Genomic DNA, 14,821 nt, shown 5'->3' on the forward strand with positions numbered 1-14,821 from the left:
AGTAGTGATATTATCATAGTATAATAACTAACAGGCAAACCATGTCGGAAATGACCAATTCCCTGCTTGGCTCATATCTCAAAGACCGTCGTGCGCGGCTTGATCCGACCGCCTTGGGCTTTGCTGCAGGTCGCCGCCGCACGCCCGGGTTAAGGCGTGAGGAGGTAGCGCAGCGCGCCAATATCAGCCCAACATGGTACACTTGGCTTGAGCAGGGGCGGGGTGGCTCACCCTCGACGGATGTCCTAAATCGGATTGCGGCCGGACTGATGATGACTGAACCGGAGCGCGAACATCTTTTCATGCTTGCCTTCGGTCATCCTCCCGAAGTGTTTTACAAACGGCCATCAGAAATCACTCCTCGGCTGCAACGTCTGATCGACGCAATGGTAACCAGCCCTGCGATCATCAAGACAGCCACATGGGATGTTGTGGCATGGAACCGGGCCGCCGCAATTGTGCTGACAGATTACAGCACTCTGCCGCCGGAAGATCGCAATATTCTCAAACGGATCTTTTGCAATTCCGACATCAGGGCCAAACAGGATGGCTGGGGCGAGGTGGCCCGCTTTGTAGTGGGGGCATTTCGCGCCGATGCGACACGTGCTGGAGCGGCATCGGAGGTTGCTGAACTGGTCGAGGAACTGTGTCAACAAAGCGCGGAATTTGCAGCTCTTTGGCGTGACAATGACATCGGTATTTACAGCGAAGGAACCAAGCGACTTTTGCATCCAAAGCTTGGGCGTTTGGAACTTGAATATTCGGGATTCGCCGTCGACGGACGTCCAGACCTTGGGATGATCGTCTATAATCCCGTGTTGCCTTCGGACGCAGATAGGATACGGCGGCTGGTTTTCGCGGGCGCGCAAAGTTTGCCCCAAAATATCTGAAGAGCGACCCAATCGGTAGTTCGAATTATATAAGTAAATAAATGTAAAATTTTAATCAATTTATTGTAAACACAGCATATATATCGCAGATAACTAAGTATAGATTATTCTAATATAAGTCATGCATTTACCATTATTGTGTATGTTGTTTGCACTGTGAGCAATATTGTTATAGTGTGCATCGTGTTTTATAATGAATTCGTCTCTATTTGCTCTGTGTTTTGGAGAATTTGCGATGTCTTTATTTAAGAATATGCTTGTAAAAAACCACCTTGTTGGTATGGCAATTGTAGCCTCAGCACTCTTCACTCCCGCAATTGCTTCTGCGGCTACGGCTTATATATCCGCTTCAGTCAATGTTCGCTCCGGCCCAGGTGCAAATTACGGACGGCTTGCAACACTTCCTGCAGGTATTACGGTTAATGCCGGTTCCTGCCGCAACGGCTGGTGCCAGATTTATAATGGCAGCAGTGTTGGTTTCGTCTCGGCGCGTTATGTCCGCTTTGGTTCGTATAATGGCGCTTACGCTGCCCCATCCAACACGACCGTAATCGTCAGTAATGACGGATACGATAATGGTTGGGCTCCCGGCTTCGGACTCGGTCTCGGTTTAGGTTGGGCATCGGGCGGTGGCTATTGGGGACCAGGCTGGGGTGGTGGTCCCGGCTGGCGCGGTGGCCCGAATTACATCAATGGTTGTATCGGTCGCAACTGCCAGTCCAATCGTGGCGGTGGACGCAATGGCTGGAACCCACGTTGGGGGCATGGCCCGCAATGGGGCGGCAGAGGATGGCCGAACGGCGGACGTGGAAACTGGGGGCCTGGTCGGGGTGTAGGACCACGTTTCACGTCTGGCCCAGATCACTTCGGTGGTTTCGGCGGCGGTGGCATGCATTTTGGAAACATGAGGCCAATGCACGCCGGGCGTTAAAAATAACAGCGGCCTTTTAAATATCAGGTCGTTATCTTCCCCTCCTGATGACCTGATCCGCGGCTCGCTGGACTCCCCTCCCTCCAGCGGGCCGCAATCATTTTGTTATCTGAGCGGTTCCAACTTTAGAGCGCATCTTATCCGAAAAGTGTGAAGCGGTTTTCGGATAAGATGCGCGTAGAAAAATGATTAGCGAGCCGATTTGGTCCGGTCAGATCGAAACGCATTCTAGCAGTCTCAATATTAACGCTCTCCATTGACTCAATCTATTCAAAATAGGGAATAGTTGACCTTTGAGCTTTGGAAGCGCTTTGAGATTCTAATCGGACCGTCGCGTATATTCGGTTTTTCTTAGATTAAATCTCATCCGGGCTTGAAATGTCATAACGCATTTGGGTTGAAGCTTGGCCTTCCCACTACTCTATGTTAATCCCTGAATCGTCCTGGGATTGGGGGAGGACGAAGCGCTACCCAAGCGGTCGTGAAATAGAAACCGGACAGTAACGTGTATGACTTGGAGTAACAGGACGATACAGGGAAGAAGTCTCATTGTGCTCGCGCTCGCGGTGCAATTTGCTTCAATGACGGTGTCGCCTGCATTGGCGTTCGAAATTTTTGGCGTCCGTCTTTGGGGTAAAGAGAAGACGGAAGATGCCGATGCGGTCATCTCTGATCCGAAACACTATTCAGTGAACGTAGAAGCGACAGGCAGTCGAAAGAATGCCGACGGCAGCGATGCGGATTTGAAATCTGTTATTGAAGGCGCATCCGGTCTGGTTTCAGACGAGGATAAGCCCGCCTCAGGTTCCGCTGGACTGCTTGCCAAGGCACGCGGTGATTACCGCCGTATCCTGTCGTCGCTTTATGGCGAAGGGCGCTATGGCGGCACGATTTCCATCAAGGTTGATGGACGCGAAGCCAACGACATTCCCGTAGATGCGGATATTCCCGACAATGCCAAAATCGATATTTCAGTCGATCCCGGTCCGCAGTTTTTGTTCTCGCGTACGGCAATTTCCAATATCGCGCCACCACCTGTCGATAAGAAAGACAAGGTGCAATCGCCTGAAGAAGCAGGTTTCGCACCGGGCAAAGTTGCGCGTTCCGGTACAATCCTGAAAGCTGAACGTCTCGCGGTTGAAGCGTGGCGTCAGCAAGGCTATGCGAAAGCCAAGGTGACAGGCGAAGATATCGTCGCCGATCACGATGGAAACACGCTTGCAGCCGACGTATCACTCGATCCTGGTCGCAAGGCACATTATGGCCCTGTAAGCGTGGTGGGTACTGCGCGTATGGACCCGCAATTCATCGCCTGGATGACAGGATTGCAACCGGGGCAGGAATATGATCCAGACGATATTGAGAAGGCGAAGAAGCGTCTTGGACGCATGGAAGTCTTCCGTGCAATGAATTTTGAGGAAGCCGAGCAGATTGAACCGGATGGCAGTCTGCCGATGACGCTCAATGTTCAGGAGCGCAAACCACGCCGCTTTGGCTTTGGTGCTGAATATTCGACGCTCGATGGTTTTGGTGTGACTGGATATTGGATGCATCGCAACCTGTTTGGCAAAGGCGAGCGTCTGCGCTTTGATGCCAAGGTCAGCGGTGTCGGTGGCTCGCAGGACAACTCGTTCGATCCGGCCAACTTCACCTATATGGTTGGCACAAGCTTCACGAAGCCGGGCGTTTTCACACCGGATACGGATTTCGTGGCCGCACTTGATGCCAAGCGCGAAGTGCTCGACGTTTATACCGAAACCTCGATCAACGCGAAAACCGGGTTTACGCAGATTTTCAGCGATGAGCTTTCAGGTGCGCTTTATGCCAAGGCGAGCCATGGCCGCTTCGATGACGATTATTTCGGAACACGCGAATTCACGACCGGCGGGCTTGAAGGCAATCTCCTTTATGATGGCCGTAACAACAAGCCTGATCCAAGCTCCGGCGTTTATCTCGAAGGCAATGTTCAACCGTTCTACGAATTCCAGCGGGGCAATTTTGCGACCCGTTTCACCGCGGAAGGCCGTGCCTATTACGGTTTTGGCGCAACAAACCGCGTGATTCTTGCAGGCCGCGTGAAAGTTGGTTCTATCGTCGGTGCGGAGATTGAAGATCTCCCACCGAATCAGCTCTTCCTTGCCGGCGGCGGCGGTTCAATCCGTGGCTATTCCTATCGTGGCGTTGGTGTTGAAACATCGACTGGCGACGTTATCGGTGGTCGCTCTCTGGTCGAGGCATCGGGCGAAGTACGCACACGCGTAACCGATTCCATCGGTGTGGTCGGCTTTGTCGATGCGGGCTATGTGGGCGAGCAATCCTATCCAGATTTTTCGGAAGAAATGCGTATCGGCGCGGGCTTGGGTCTGCGCTACCTGACGGGGCTTGGACCTATCCGTCTTGACGTCGCACTTCCACTTAACCGCCGCTCGGGCGATCCGAGCTATGCGTTCTACGTAGGCATAGGACAGGCGTTTTGACCAGATTTCTCGCACTCTTAGCCTTCATTCTCTTTGCCATTCCTGTGGTCGCGCAGGAGCAGGCGGAAGAAGAGAAGTCGTATTTTATTTCTTTTGTGGAGAGCAAACTTTCCGCACCGAACCGTCGCATCCAGTTTTCGGGCTTGAGTGGCCTTCTGTCGTCTGAAGCAAGTGTTGGCGCTATAACCATTGCCGACCGTGAAGGCGTGTGGCTGCGTATCGAGAATGCCAAGCTCAACTGGAGCCGTACGGCACTCTTCACTGGTCGCCTGAGCATCCAGTCGTTGGTGGCCGAGCGTATCGATATCATCCGCAAGCCATTGCCGGACAACAGCCTGCCATCGCCGGAATCGTCAAGCTTCAGCCTGCCGGAGCTACCGCTCTCGGTCAATATCGATAGTCTCGATGTGGCGCGCTTGCATTTTGGGCAGGATATTTTTGGGCTTCAGTCGGAAGTATCACTCAACGGCAATCTGTCGCTCGCCGACGGATCGTTGAATTCAGCCTTTGATATCAAGCGTCTTGATGGGCCGGGCGGCAATTTTGCGCTCAGAGCGGCTTATGCCAATGCCGATCAGAAGCTTGATCTTGATCTCAAAGTCGCAGAGCCTGCCAATGGCATCGTCGCCAATCTGCTCAATATCGATGGACGCCCGCCGGTTGATCTCACTTTGACGGGTAAGGGAACGCTTGACGATCTCAAGATTGACCTGGCACTTGATACCAATCGCAATCGCACGCTGACAGGTGGCTTCACATTGGCGCGTCAGGCCGATGGCCGCGTCTTTGCAACTCGTGTGGATGGTCCGATCGCTGTTTTGGTTCCTCCGGCATTTCGCGACTTCTTTGGTGCTGAAACTGCCTTGTCTGCGAACGGTTTTCTGAAAGATGGTGGTGGTTTCCGCCTTGACGATCTGGCGTTGACGACGGCTGCATTGAAGGTGAAAGCCTCTGCGGAATCGGGCAGCGATGGCTTTCTGAACAAGCTGCGCGTTGATGCGAATATTCAGGATGATAGCAAGGGGCAGGTGCTCTTGCCGGTCAAGGGTGGTGAGACAACCATCAACAATGCAACGCTTCAGATTGCTTACGGCGACCGTCCGACCAATGACTGGACCGGAAAGCTTGCGATTGCTGGCTTCAAGAATGCGACTGTTTCCGCGTCGAGCATCGCGCTCGACATGGGTGGCGCTGCTGAAAACCTCAACGATGCCGCCAATCGCCGTGTAACCTTTGATGTTAAGGGCGGCGTGAGCGGTATCGATGCGGCAGACGCAAAAATTGCTGAGGCGCTTGGCGACAAAATTGATCTGGCGATCGCAGGTGGCTGGCGTGCCGGTACTGCTGTCGATCTTTACAAAGCAAGCATCGAAGGCAACGGCCTCAGCTTAGAGCTTCAGGGTAAGATCAATGATTTTGTTTTCAACGGCGATATTCTCGCTAAGGTCGCAAGCCTCGCGCCTTATGGTGCGCTGGCCGATCGCGATCTGGCGGGCAGCATTGATGTGAAGGCATCAGGCAATCTTAGCCCGATCAGCGGTGCGTTTGACTTTACGCTGGATGGCAACGCACAGAATATGCGCACCGGCACGGAAGCGGTCGACAATATTCTTGACGGCAATGTTCAGCTGAGCGGTGGAATCGCAAGAAGCGCACAAGGGTTTTCTGCGCGCAATTTTCGCATCGGCAACGAGCTGAGCGAAATTACCGCTAATGGCTCTTTCGCATCCGACAAAGCCGATTTCGATTTTGGCGTCGCGCTGTCTGATCTCAAGCTTCTGTCTGACAAAGCCTCCGGTCGCATGACGATCAAAGGCAGCGCGCGCGGCGAGGACAAGCTGATTGCACTGGCACTGCGCGCCGATGCTCCACAAGGGGCGCTTGCGGACCGCAAGCTTTCCGAAGGGGCTCTTGATTTCAACGCGCTTCTGGATGGCAATGCAACTACGGGTGCATCGCTTTCAGGCAAGCTTGCAGGCGGTGCATTCCTTAATGGAGAACGCGTCGATATCGGGTCGCTGATCGATATCGTCAATGACGAGAAGCGTCTGACGAACCTCGTCTTCAACGCAGGTGGCGCGCATCTTTCGGGCAATTTCACGCAGAACGCCAAGGGACTGCTGGCTGGTCAGTTAAATGTGGATGCGCCGGATATTTCGACGGCTGCCGCCCTTTTCCTTGTCGATGCAACAGGCGCTGCGAATGCCGACATCACGCTAGATGCAAATGGCGAGCGCCAGAATGCGACCGTCAATGCCAAGGCCAGTGGTCTGAAGATCAACGGCAATCACATTGCGTCTGCTGACATCGCGCTCACAGCACAGGACCTGTTCGGTGTTCCGGTTGTGGATGGTGCCGCGGGTGCCCGCGACATTCTGGTAGGCACTTTTGGGATCGATAATTTCGATGCCAAGGCCAATGCAACCGGCACAAAGACTGATTTTACGGCCAGCACCAAACTCAAAATTGGTACGGTTGCGAATGCTGCCGGCTCACTTGAACCCAAGGACGGCGGGTTTGAACTGGGGCTGACATCGGCCGACGTGAAGCAGGGCGCATTGTCAGCAACGCTTGCGGCACCTGCAACCATTGCCATGAAGGGAAGCGACATCTCGTTTGGCGATATCATCGTCAATACGGGTGACGGTCAGGTCAAGGTCAATGGTGCAATCGGAGAGCGTCTTGATCTTTCGGTTGCTCTTTCCAATCTGCCGCTTGCACTTGCCAATACATTCAAACCTGAGCTTGGCCTCGGCGGTACGATCAACGGTACGGCACGCGTCACAGGTACGCGTGAAAAGCCAAATGCGGCTTTCGATATTGCTGCGCGCGGCTTGACTGCGGCTGAGCTGAAAAATCAAGGCATCGCACCACTTAATGCGGATGCAAAGGGCAGCTCCGACAACAATCGTCTGAATGTTGATGCCCATGTCACGGGCGGAGGCGGCATCGATGTCACTGCGAAGGGCGGAGTACCGCTTGGGCAGGGCGACATGGCGGTCGATATCAATCTCGCCAATCTGCCGCTGACTGCTCTTAATGGTGCCGTTAAGGGGCAGGACCTTGCCGGCAATGTAACGGGCACGGCGCGCATTACAGGCCCTCTCACCAATCCAGCCGCAAGCTTTAATCTGCGTGGCACAGGTTTGGCGGCAAAACCTCTGCGCGATAATGGCCTGGCACCTTTGAGCCTTCAGGCTGCAGGAAATTACGCCGCTAAGGCCGTCGATATTTCCTCGCTGACAGTTGATGGCCCGCAGGGCCTCAATGTTACCGCAAACGGCAAGGTGCCGTTCTCGGGACAGGGGCTCGGTGTGAATGTTTCGGGCAGCTTGCCTCTGGCGCTCGCCAATCGCTTCCTCGCGGATCGCGGTGCGCAGGCAAGTGGTACGCTGTCGCTCACAGCAAGTGTTTCGGGTGGCTTTGATAAGCCGCAGCTGCGCGGTATGTTCTCGACGTCTGGCGCACAGTTCATTGATCCTGAAACTAATGTTCGCCTCAACAACATCAATGTCATGGGGGCGATGGAGGGTGAGACCATTACACTCCGTCAGGTCAATGCAGCTTTTGGCAGCGGTGGCGCAATTTCTGCGACCGGCACGATCTCGACCAATGCAGCGGCCAATTTCCCTGCCAATATCGACATCAAGCTTGACCGTGCTCGCTACGCGGACGGCAAGCTGGTAGTCGCGACCGTCAATGGCGGCATCTCGATCACCGGCCCGCTGATGCGCGATCCGCTGATTTCAGGCCGTATTGATGTTGATCGTGCCGAGATTACGGTTCCAGAAAATCTCGGCGGCGGAGCGGCTTACGTTCCTGTTCGCCATATAAATACGCCAAAGAATGTTCAGGCAACGCTCGATCGTGCCAAGGTAGAGACGCGCCGCAGCAGGGTGCCAACACCGACAGCACGTCCAACAGTGCCACGTCTCGATGTCACTGTGAACGCGCCAAACCAGATCTTTGTGCGGGGTCGCGGCCTCGATACGGAATTGGGTGGACGCGTTCGTTTGACCGGACCTGTGACGGATATCAAACCGGTGGGTTCGTTCGACCTGATCCGTGGCCGCATCGGCATTCTTGGTCAGCGCATTACCTTTGATGAAGGTCACGTAACGCTGGTGGGTGATCTTAATCCGCAGCTTAATTTCGTTGCGCGCAGCGAAGGTGATGATATTACGGCCATTGTGACAGTCACTGGCACGGTCGACAATCTCAATATCGTCTTCTCCTCCTCGCCGGAACTGCCGCAGGATGAAGTGCTTGCTCATCTCATCTTTAAGCGCTCGATTGGCGAATTGTCGGCCTTCCAGATTGCGCAGCTCGCAGCCGCAGCGGCCGAACTTGCTGGCGGTTCCAACAACTCGCTGATGGGCAAACTGCGCCAGGGAACGGGCCTGGACGATATTGATGTCGTAACCGACAGCAAGGGCGAAACCGCTGTACGCGCCGGTCGTTATATTCGCGATAATATCTATCTTGGCGTGGAAGCTGGTTCCGGCGGTTCGACCAAGGGCACCGTCAATCTCGACATTTCCAGAAACCTCAAGGTCAAGGGTGCTTTGGGATCGGAAGGCGATTCCAGCGGCGGTATTTTCTACGAAAAAGATTATTGATCGATCGGCAGAATTTGATCAAAAAGGCCGGGCTCATGCCTGGCCTTTTTTATTAATCAACAATTGGCGGCAACCATTTTTCTTAACGTTTACGCGAGTGGATTAACGCTTCCTCAACCATAAGGACGCAAATTGTCGAAATGATAAGAAGGCATTTTGCCGATTGTTTCGAGTTGGGCGATTTGTATGTCTAAGTTGAATGAGAAATTAAGCCGTCGTCATTTTCTGCTCGGTACGGGTGCTGTCTTGCTGGGTGGCGTTACGGGCTGTTCACAAACGATGGACATGTCTGCATTCCAGATGAACGTCGATCCGATGTCCACCGGCGGCATTACACCGATGCGTCCGCAAATTAGCGTGGACAAGGCGATCACTACGCCTGACGTGATGTATGCGGCGGTGCAGGAAGGGCAATATGCGCTTCCAGCGATTCCTTATGCCAAAGTGCCGAAAGAATTCCGTCGCCAGATAGTGCCGGATCCGACAGGCGAAGCGCCGGGAACGATTGTGGTCAGCACCAAGGACCACTTCCTATACTACGTGCTCCCTGGTGGTGAAGCGCTCCGTTATGGCGTTGGCATCGGTAAGGCGGGCTTTGAATGGCAGGGCCGCGCCAATGTTCAGTACAAGAAGCAATGGCCGCGCTGGACGCCTCCGCCGGAAATGATCCAGCGCAGGCCAGACCTTGAAAAGTATCGCAACGGTCAGGAGCCGGGCCCGCAAAACCCGCTCGGCGCGCGTGCGCTTTATATCTTCCAGAATGGTCGCGACACGGGTTACCGCATCCACGGATCACCTGAATGGTGGTCGATTGGCCAGTCGATGTCGTCGGGCTGTATCCGCCTGATGAATCAGGACATCATTGATCTATATAATCGTGTTCAGGGAAAGGCACCGATCATCGTTGGATGATCGGTGTTTCATCTCGCAAAAGAATTAGAGCGCATCCGGAAAAATTTGAAGCGGTTTTCGGATAAGACGCGCAAAGAGAAAAGAGCGTGTGCATTCAGGAAATGCACACGCTCTAAAGTTTTCCGGGCTGACTGGAGGTCGTATTGCCCGGTTATTCGGATGCTTCGTTCGCGACGATTATTCGTAACGACCTGTCTTGGCTGCTGTGTCGGCAAAAGCGACGAGGCGTGAAAGCTCAATCTTCATGCTATCCACTGAAGCGTGGAGTGTCTGTGATTTCGGGGCGGTCATATCTTGCGCCATCTGGGTGGATATTGCCGGCATGGCAAAGGCTGCTGTCGTCAGAGCAATGGCTGCAACAAAGCCGAGGCGTCGTTCGGTTCTGGCTTGCATTTTGTTCTCCTCGCGCCGCAATGAGCGGTCTCAATCAAAGTGGTTTCCTACGCAGCGTTCCTGAAATTAGTGAAAGGTCGCGCGACGGGTAATGTTCAAAGCAATGTCGATGGCATGGATCGGTATTGGCAACAAAGTCTGTCCGAAATCGGCCAATGTGTCGGCAAAATTGCGGGCCGCATCTGCCACATCGTCGCAACGCCGTTTACAGGCGATTGCCTCAAGGCAGGTATCGAGCAGCAAGCCATCCTGATTTTGGATACCTGAAATCAGGCCCAGCGTCAGACATTCCTCTCGGCACACATGGTGCGAGTCGAATGGAAAAGCTCTCAACTGACAGCTTGCACAATGGCGCAGCACACGAATAAATTGGGAAAGCTCGGCGATTGCACGCTTTGCTTCAGAGGTCCCAAGCACTTCCGAATAGAGGCCCCAGGTCATTTCCCAGGGAATGATCGATCCGGTTTCAAAACCGGCAGTCCAGCGGCGATAACCTTCAAGCACCAGCTTTTCCGGCAGGCGATCATAATAGCCCACGCTGTTGGTGCCGTTCAGCTCCGAGATACGCATATTCATGTTCGCCTCCATTCAGAGGGCCGAACAAATGCGCAGCTTTGCTGCTTATGCTTCGCGAGGCGTTCTGTTTCCCCTCGCGCATTGCAATATCCGGTCGGCAAAAGATGAAGTTGCCATGGCAATCCATCCACATTTGCGGACCGGCATTCACTGAGACCGATCATCAGGTCCTCCAATCGAAAGGGTTCAAGGCCCAGACATCAAAGGTTGCACAAAATAACTCACATGCATAAAAGCCGTATTTTGATCTGGAGTCAATTACTCAGCTTTTAAAAAGATGAATTATTTCAATAGTGTAGAATTATTCTAGACTATTACATTCATGTTTATAGCAATAAACGAAGAACGCAACCGCTACAACGGGGTAGCGGTTGCGGCAAACGGGCGCATAAAGCACGGAGAGAAGCGCGTCATCGCCCTTTGCTCTCAATATTAAAGCGCATCCCGAAAAGTGTGAAACGGTTTTCGGACAAAGATGCGCGTTAAAACAGATAATTAGAGCGCCGATCTGATCCAATCAGATCGAAACGCGCTCTAAAGCGTGTCGCGCGTTAATCGTTTATCTTAACGCATTTCTTTATCCCAAAACCGGTTTCCACTTTTGGGAGACATGCTTTAATGATTTGAATGGTCGTCGGATTTACCGCTTTGCGGGGTCACTGGAAATTCGAGATCAATCTTGCCAGCCTTTTCGAATTCCAGTGTCGCGGAAACCTTGTCACCTTCCTTGTAAGGCGTTTCCGGCTGGATGAACATCAGATGATATCCGCCCGATTTCAGCTCCACGGATTCTCCCGCTGGAATATCCAGCCCGCCGTCGAGCTTGCGCATCTTCATGACTTGATTTTCCATGCTCATTTCATGGATTTCAACGCGCTTGACGCCTGTGGTGCTGACGCTAACCAGCTTGTCCGCGGCCTTGCCTTCATTTGCAATGGTCAGGAAACCACCAGCGACTTTCGCACCTGGAACCATGGCGCGGATCGAAGGGGCGGTGATTGTTAGATCTCCGACCTTGATTGGGGCCATGGCGTGATCGCCATGATTTGCCTGGTCGTTATGCGAACCATGCCCACCGTGGCCGACATGTTCATCGGAGTCGGTCGCTGCCAGCACTTGAAGCTGCGGAGCAGGATGCTCCAGATCGTGCGGATTCTGACCTTCTTTGGCAATCTCGGTCCAGGCAACGGAATCATCGGTTCCGCAGAACTGCGTTACGGGGAAGGAGAGTGTTGTGTCCTTGTCGAATTTTGCAAGCTGGCCAACCACGACGAACTCATCGTAAAAATCGCTTGGCAGATCGCCTTCGCTCCATGTCACCTGCTTGACGCCGGAGGTCAAATCCTTGCCGTGGACCTTATAGCTCTCAGCGTAATCGCCTTTGGCGGTTTCAACTTTCCAGCCCGCTTTTGGCTGCGGCTGTGCAGAGATAAAACCTTCTGGCAACTCGACCTTTACCGCCGTTGTAGCCTTGCCCTCGCAACCATGTGGAATACGAACGACCGCCTTATAGAAGCCACCTGCTTTAGCTTCGCTCTTTTCAAGCGATGAATGGGCAGTTGCTATCCCTGCGGAAGCAAAAAGAGCAATAATAGAAACGGCAGGTGCGAAAGAACGAAAATTTTTCATTGTGATAAACCTGAATAGTCATGTGTTCGGGCGCAGCTTAGCTCTAAGCACGCGTTGAAAGACTGGTTTCAGGCGAAGGGGGGCGCTTGTGGCGGCGCCGATGGCGGATAGATGTCACGCCAGAGAACAGGCTGGGATGGCACAACTGTAAGCGCCAAAGCCATTTGCGGTGCTGCCCCTGTCGATGGAGCAGGTTGCGGGCACAGGTATGCAGATGAAATTCGGCAGGCTTCGCAGACATTGCTGTTGTGCAGATGCTGATCGTGGCCATGGCCGCTTTTATCAACCGCATGATCAGTGATGCAGAGCACCGGATAAGTGCCATCGGGCAGAACATATTCTGCAAGCAGCAACTCTTCAGCAGATGCGATATTGATCGGCTTGTGTGCGAAAGCAACGAGCATCAGCGCCAGTACGCTTAGCAAACGTACTGCTAGCATCACCCGCAAATGTGTAGCACCGGCCTTCAACTCTCAGCTTCTCCTTTGTGCAGAGCTTTAACTAATTCATCATGGCCGTCTTTGCCAAGCGTCAAATAGCAGCGCTTTAAGGGAATAGGGCAGCATGTTTGGTTGTGTAAGGTTCTAACGGCAATACTGCCTTACTGCCTAATTACACATATCGCCCGCCGCGCTGAATGACCTCGATCTTGTAACCGTCCGGGTCTTCCACGAAAAAGAAGCGCGCGACCTGGACATCGCCATTCTTGAAGTCTACGAGCTTGCCGACTTTGAGCCCTAGCTCCATGAAGCGTGTGTATTCGGCATCAAGATCATCGACGACAACGGCGAGATGTCCATAACCATCGCCAAGATTGTAAGGTTCAGTACGGCCTTTGTTGACGGTCAGCTCGACCTCAAAATCAGTTTCCTCATTGCGCAGATAGATCAGCGTGAAAGTTTCAAAATCGATACGCTCCGCGATCTTCAACCCGAAGGCCTGATCGTAGAAGGAAACGGATCTTTCCTCATTGAGAACGCGTATCATTGAATGGACGGCTTTAGCCATGATGTCACCTGCCTGCTGGAAACTCTTTTATCGGATCTATTGGCCTTTTGGCTAAAACTGGATTATCTCAAGACATGCGAAGCGGGCAAGCTCAATGCGTGTTGCAGACGAGGACTTGCTGCAGACGAGGACTTGCTGCAGACGAGGTTTGAATAATGTCAGGCGTAACGCGTGAACAGGTTCTGGAACGGCTAAAGGCCGTGACAGGTCCAGATTTTGAAAGCGATGTCGTGTCGCTCGGTCTGGTGTCGGATATTTTTATTGCCGACGGCAAGGTCTTCTTTTCCATCACAGTCCCGGCGGATCGTGCGAATGCGCTTGAGCCGATGCGGCTTGCCGCTGAAAAAACAGTGAAGGAAATCCCGGGCGTGTCCGGTGCGCTGGTGACGCTGACTGCGGAAAAGAAAGGTGGTCGGACCAGCGATGATGCTCCACCACCACCGAAACCTCAACCACGACCGGCTCCAGCTCCTGCCGCCGCCCATAGTCATGCTTCCCCGCCACGTCCTGCTGGCAAACCCGGCGTTCCCGGTGTTGGGGCGATCATCGCTGTTGCATCAGGCAAGGGCGGCGTTGGTAAATCTACGACGGCGGTCAATCTCGCGCTCGGCATGTTGGCCAATGGGCTTAAGGTCGGCATTCTTGATGCAGATATTTACGGGCCCTCCATGCCGCGCCTGCTCGGTCTTTCGGGGCGACCCGAAACGATTGAAGGCCGTACGCTGAAGCCGATGGAAAATTATGGCCTTAAGGTCATGTCCATGGGCTTCATGGTGGAAGAAGACACGCCCATGATCTGGCGTGGGCCGATGGTCATTTCGGCGCTGACGCAGATGTTGCGTGAAGTGGCGTGGGGCGAACTGGATGTACTCGTCGTCGATATGCCTCCCGGCACTGGCGACGCACAGCTCACCATGGCGCAGCAGGTTCCGCTCGCGGGCGCAGTCATCGTGTCTACGCCACAGGATCTGGCTTTGATCGATGCGCGCAAGGGCCTTAACATGTTCCGTAAGGTGGATGTACCGCTTTTGGGCATTGTGGAGAATATGAGCTATTTCATCGCGCCTGATACCGGCACGCGTTACGATATTTTCGGCCATGGTGGTGCACGCAAGGAAGCTGAACGGCTGAACGTGCCTTTTCTGGGCGAAGTGCCGCTTCACATGGATGTACGCGCCCATTCCGATAATGGCACGCCAATTACAGTCGTGGAGCCGGAGAGCGAACATGCGGTGATCTATCGCGACATCGCTCGCAAAGTTTGGGAAAACATGAAGGCGGGCAAGGGAGCTGGAAAGCCCGCTCCGGCGATTGTTTTTGACTAAACTAGAAAAGGGCCCTTTCGGGCCCTTTTTATTATAGTTCGTCTCCGAAGAGTGGAAACTG

At 53.6% G+C, this 14,821-nt stretch carries 11 protein-coding genes; 6 read left to right on the top strand and 5 right to left on the bottom strand.

Features of this window, described 5'->3' with window-relative positions; all coding sequences use genetic code 11:
* Positions 1 to 41: 41 nt before the first annotated feature.
* The 5 genes from OIV19_RS01725 to OIV19_RS01745 all read left to right on the top strand — a co-directional run bounded on the left by OIV19_RS01725 (position 42) and on the right by OIV19_RS01745 (position 9,829).
* Entirely contained in the window at positions 42 to 890 is an 849-nt protein-coding gene (locus OIV19_RS01725) for a helix-turn-helix transcriptional regulator (RefSeq protein WP_264230502.1), read from the top strand.
* A gap of 235 nt (positions 891 to 1,125) precedes the next feature.
* Complete coding sequence (locus OIV19_RS01730; protein ID WP_095445822.1) at positions 1,126 to 1,821, top strand: SH3 domain-containing protein; 696 nt, start codon at positions 1,126 to 1,128, stop codon at positions 1,819 to 1,821.
* A 509-nt stretch (positions 1,822 to 2,330) separates the two neighbouring features.
* Positions 2,331 to 4,298, top strand: coding sequence for an autotransporter assembly complex protein TamA (locus OIV19_RS01735; RefSeq protein ID WP_498831022.1), 1,968 nt, complete (start codon positions 2,331 to 2,333; stop codon positions 4,296 to 4,298).
* On the top strand, positions 4,295 to 8,917 hold the full coding sequence (locus OIV19_RS01740; RefSeq protein ID WP_264230504.1) for a translocation/assembly module TamB domain-containing protein: 4,623 nt from the start codon (positions 4,295 to 4,297) through the stop codon (positions 8,915 to 8,917). Before OIV19_RS01735 ends, OIV19_RS01740 begins: the two co-directional genes overlap by 4 nt.
* Before the next feature lie 186 nt (positions 8,918 to 9,103).
* Positions 9,104 to 9,829, top strand: a complete 726-nt coding sequence (locus OIV19_RS01745) for a L,D-transpeptidase (protein ID WP_095445825.1) — start codon at positions 9,104 to 9,106, stop codon at positions 9,827 to 9,829.
* A gap of 177 nt (positions 9,830 to 10,006) precedes the next feature.
* Here the strand turns inward: OIV19_RS01745 and OIV19_RS01750 are convergent, their stop codons facing one another.
* The 5 genes from OIV19_RS01750 to OIV19_RS01770 form a co-directional block, all read right to left on the bottom strand.
* Entirely contained in the window at positions 10,007 to 10,222 is a 216-nt protein-coding gene (locus tag OIV19_RS01750) for a hypothetical protein (RefSeq protein ID WP_024898268.1), read from the bottom strand.
* 66 nt (positions 10,223 to 10,288) lie between these two features.
* Positions 10,289 to 10,798 (bottom strand): hypothetical protein, encoded by a 510-nt coding sequence (locus OIV19_RS01755; RefSeq protein ID WP_191793747.1) that lies wholly within the window; start codon positions 10,796 to 10,798, stop codon positions 10,289 to 10,291.
* Between the two features lie 615 nt (positions 10,799 to 11,413).
* The gene (locus OIV19_RS01760; protein WP_264230505.1) at positions 11,414 to 12,427 is read right to left on the bottom strand and encodes a DUF1775 domain-containing protein; all 1,014 of its coding nucleotides are present in this window, start codon (positions 12,425 to 12,427) and stop codon (positions 11,414 to 11,416) included.
* A 68-nt stretch (positions 12,428 to 12,495) separates the two neighbouring features.
* Positions 12,496 to 12,897 (bottom strand): hypothetical protein, encoded by a 402-nt coding sequence (locus OIV19_RS01765; protein WP_421522210.1) that lies wholly within the window; start codon positions 12,895 to 12,897, stop codon positions 12,496 to 12,498.
* Between the two features lie 142 nt (positions 12,898 to 13,039).
* Entirely contained in the window at positions 13,040 to 13,435 is a 396-nt protein-coding gene (locus OIV19_RS01770; RefSeq protein WP_264230506.1) for a VOC family protein, read from the bottom strand.
* A 155-nt stretch (positions 13,436 to 13,590) separates the two neighbouring features.
* On the opposite strand from OIV19_RS01770, the gene OIV19_RS01775 reads away from it, so the two are divergent.
* The gene (locus OIV19_RS01775) at positions 13,591 to 14,760 is read left to right on the top strand and encodes an Mrp/NBP35 family ATP-binding protein (RefSeq protein WP_095445829.1); all 1,170 of its coding nucleotides are present in this window, start codon (positions 13,591 to 13,593) and stop codon (positions 14,758 to 14,760) included.
* Positions 14,761 to 14,821 lie beyond the last annotated feature (61 nt).

This window comes from Brucella sp. HL-2, from assembly GCF_025846885.2.
Classification (GTDB): domain Bacteria; phylum Pseudomonadota; class Alphaproteobacteria; order Rhizobiales; family Rhizobiaceae; genus Brucella; species Brucella quorumnocens.